This is a genomic window from Magnetococcales bacterium (assembly GCA_015228935.1).
Classification (GTDB): Bacteria; Pseudomonadota; Magnetococcia; order Magnetococcales; family DC0425bin3; genus HA3dbin3.
Genome location: JADGCO010000049.1, coordinates 1 through 2928 on the forward strand (window position 1 = coordinate 1; position 2928 = coordinate 2928).

Consider the following 2928-nt stretch of genomic DNA (forward strand, 5'->3'; position numbering starts at 1 on the left):
AAGGGCACAGCCCTTCCTCCTGGACCTCCATCCCAGTTTTTCAAACGTTTTTCAATGGGGGGTCTGAACAGTTACTTTATTTTTTCATATTTTTCAAAATGGGTCTGATTCAGGTTACCGATTCAACAAATTCCTGGATCGTGTGACAAATCCATCATGCGAAAGGGGGGGGGCCGTGTGCAACTTCACCCGTTTTTTGCGGATCATATTTCCGATGATTTTTTTCTCCAGAGGAAGCTGCGCCCAGTGGCTTGTGTTGCCGTTCTTGCTGGTACCCACTGCCGGAAAAGCGGCTGACAGGACGCATCTGGACAGCCATAAACAAATGGAAGCTCTTCTCGAAGTCGGTTTTGAGGAGTTGGCCAATATTCGCCTGACCACAGCGGCGCGCAAAGAGCAAAGGCTGGTCGATACACCGTCAGCAGTCTACGTGATCACCCAGGAAGAGATCCGCCGCTCGGGCATGAACAGCCTCCCGGAATTGCTGCGCCTGGTACCCGGCATGAATGTCGCCCGCATCAACGGCAACAACTGGGCCATTTCCGCCCGCGGTTTCAACGAACAGTTTTCCAATAAACTGCTCGTTCTCCAGGATGGCCGCACCCTCTACACACCTTTATTTGCCGGGGTCAACTGGGACGTTCAGGACACCCTGCTGGAAGATGTTGAACGGATCGAGGTGATTCGCGGTCCGGGAGGCACCTTGTGGGGTGCCAATGCCGTCAATGGCATTGTCAATATCATCACCAAACAGGCCGCCGATACAACAGGATGGCTGGTCACCGGCGGCAGTGGCAACCAGGAAAAAGTTCAGGCCGGCCTGCGTTTTGGCGGCGCAGTTGGGGATAAAGCCAATTTTCGCTTTTATGCCAAGGGGTTTGATCAAGATGATCTGAAAACCAGACAGGGCACTCCTGCCGGTGACGGCTGGCATGCCGGCCAAGGCGGCTTTCGCCTGGATTGGCAACCTGGTGGAAAAGATCGTCTGACACTGCAAGGCGACCTCTACAATGTGCAGGAAGAGATGAACAACACCCACAACGGCGGCGGCAACCTGCTCCTGCATTGGAGCCGGACTCTGGATCAAAATTCCCGTGTTGATCTCCAGGTTTATCACGATCGGACCGTGCGGATGGATTTTGAAGAACGTGACATCAGCGATATCGATATTCAGCATCGGTTCCGCCTGCCGACCAATCAGGAAATTGTCTGGGGTATGGGATATCGTCTCTCCGCAGACACCATGCAAAACAACCCGGTGGTGGGCTGGAATCATCTGGCCACAAATGATGAAACCTACAACCTGTTCCTTCAGGATGAAATTTCCCTGTTGAACAAACGCCTCGCGTTGACCATCGGTTCCAAGTTCGAACACAACGATTACACTGGATGGGAGCTGCAACCCAATGCCAGGGTGTTATGGCAGGTTGCGGACGATCATGTTCTGTGGGCAGCCGTTTCCCGCGCCATTCGTTCCCCCTCACGCGCCGATACCGATCTCACCCTCAATATTATTACGGGTCCGGCATCCCGAATTCTCGTGAATGGCAATCCCGGCATCCAATCGGAGGAGCTGCTGGCCTACGAGGTTGGTTACCGAACTCAGTTTATATCCAAAGTGTATCTGGACTTGGCGCTCTTCTACAATCAGTATGACAAACTGATTACCAATGAAAAAAGCGTTGCAATGGCCGGAGGATTTCTCACGATCAATCAATCCTTTGCCAACAAGGGATCCGGCAGTACGCATGGCATCGAAACCTCCGTGGAATGGCGGGCAGCGGATACCTGGAAACTGCGTGCGAGTCATGCCTGGTTGCATGTGAATCTGAATTTGAACAACGGCAGTACAGACACTACCCTGGCTGGCAAGGAGGGCAATGTTCCCGGACAGCAACTCCAGATTCGCTCTGCCTGGAGCATGACGCCCGCCATTGAATTCGATACGGCCTTGTTCCATGTCTCCAGACTGGCTGCGCTCGACATTCCCGCCTATGTCCGGGCCGATGCCCGCCTGGGCTGGCAACCACAAAAAAATCTCCAAATCAGTCTGGTTGCCCAAAACCTGCTCGACGATCAACATCCGGAATTTACGGGAACAAGCGTGTCCAACAGCGAAATTGCCCGCACGTTTTTCCTCAAGGCAGCCTGGAATTATTGAAAAAACATGGTGTTTCTGCGCACAAAATACACCACAATCCTGCTGACAATTCTGCTATGGTTTCCGGGTATGTCGGCAGGACCTGGTGTGGCCCATGCCGATCATTCCGTCTCGGAACTCCAGGTCGAGGTGGCCTATCTCTATAATTTCACCAAATTTGTCACTTATCCGGATACAGCCTTCAAGGACAAGAGGGATGTATTCAGTATTTGCATATTGGGTGACGACCCGTTCGCTGATTTGATCAAGGTTCTTGAAAAGAAAAATGTGCGGGAAAAAAGAATCAATATTGAATTGCATGCCAATCATGTAAATACATCCGGGTGCCATATATTGTTCATTTCCAAATCTGAAATCGAAAAATTGCCGGAAATTATTTCCGACCTGCGCAACAAACCTGTATTGATTGTCGGTGATACACCCGGATTTTGCAGTCAGGGAGGCATGATCAACTTCATCCGGGTGGAAAACACCCTGCGTTTTGAGGTCAATATCCAGGCGGCGGGACGGGCCGGGTTGAGAATCAGTTCGGCCATGTTACAGGTGGCAAAAATAGTTGAATAGACAGGATGGTCTTTGTCATGAAATTTACAAAATACTCCATTCGGAAAAAAATTATTTTGATTACGACTCTGATCGGTGGAGTTGCCGCGTTCGTGGCAAGCCTGTCCATGGTGATTTCAGAGTATTATCAAGAAAAACAATCTATTGTAGAAGAAACCACCGTACAGATGCACCTGATTTCCCTGAGCTGCCGTGCGGCCTTA

At 51.0% G+C, this 2928-nt stretch carries 3 protein-coding genes; all 3 read left to right on the forward strand.

Translation table 11 applies throughout. From position 1 onward, the window contains the following. Nucleotides 1-214: 214 nt before the first annotated feature. Nucleotides 215-2161: a TonB-dependent receptor gene (locus HQL65_12375; GenBank protein MBF0137027.1), complete on the forward strand. Its 1947-nt coding sequence runs from the start codon at nucleotides 215-217 to the stop codon at nucleotides 2159-2161. Nucleotides 2162-2230: 69 nt separating this feature from the next. After that, entirely contained in the window at nucleotides 2231-2725 is a 495-nt protein-coding gene (locus tag HQL65_12380) for a YfiR family protein (protein MBF0137028.1), read from the forward strand. Nucleotides 2726-2742: 17 nt separating this feature from the next. Then, a partial coding sequence (locus HQL65_12385) for a hypothetical protein (GenBank protein ID MBF0137029.1) occupies nucleotides 2743-2928 on the forward strand: 186 nt, incomplete at its 3' end.

Bases quoted from the DNA above. Each gene is read 5' to 3' on its own strand.
- HQL65_12375 (MBF0137027.1), top strand. From the start codon at position 215: ATGATTTTTTTCTCCAGAGGAAGCTGCGCCCAGTGGCTTGTGTTGCCG.
- HQL65_12380 (MBF0137028.1), top strand. From the start codon at position 2,231: ATGTCGGCAGGACCTGGTGTGGCCCATGCCGATCATTCCGTCTCGGAA.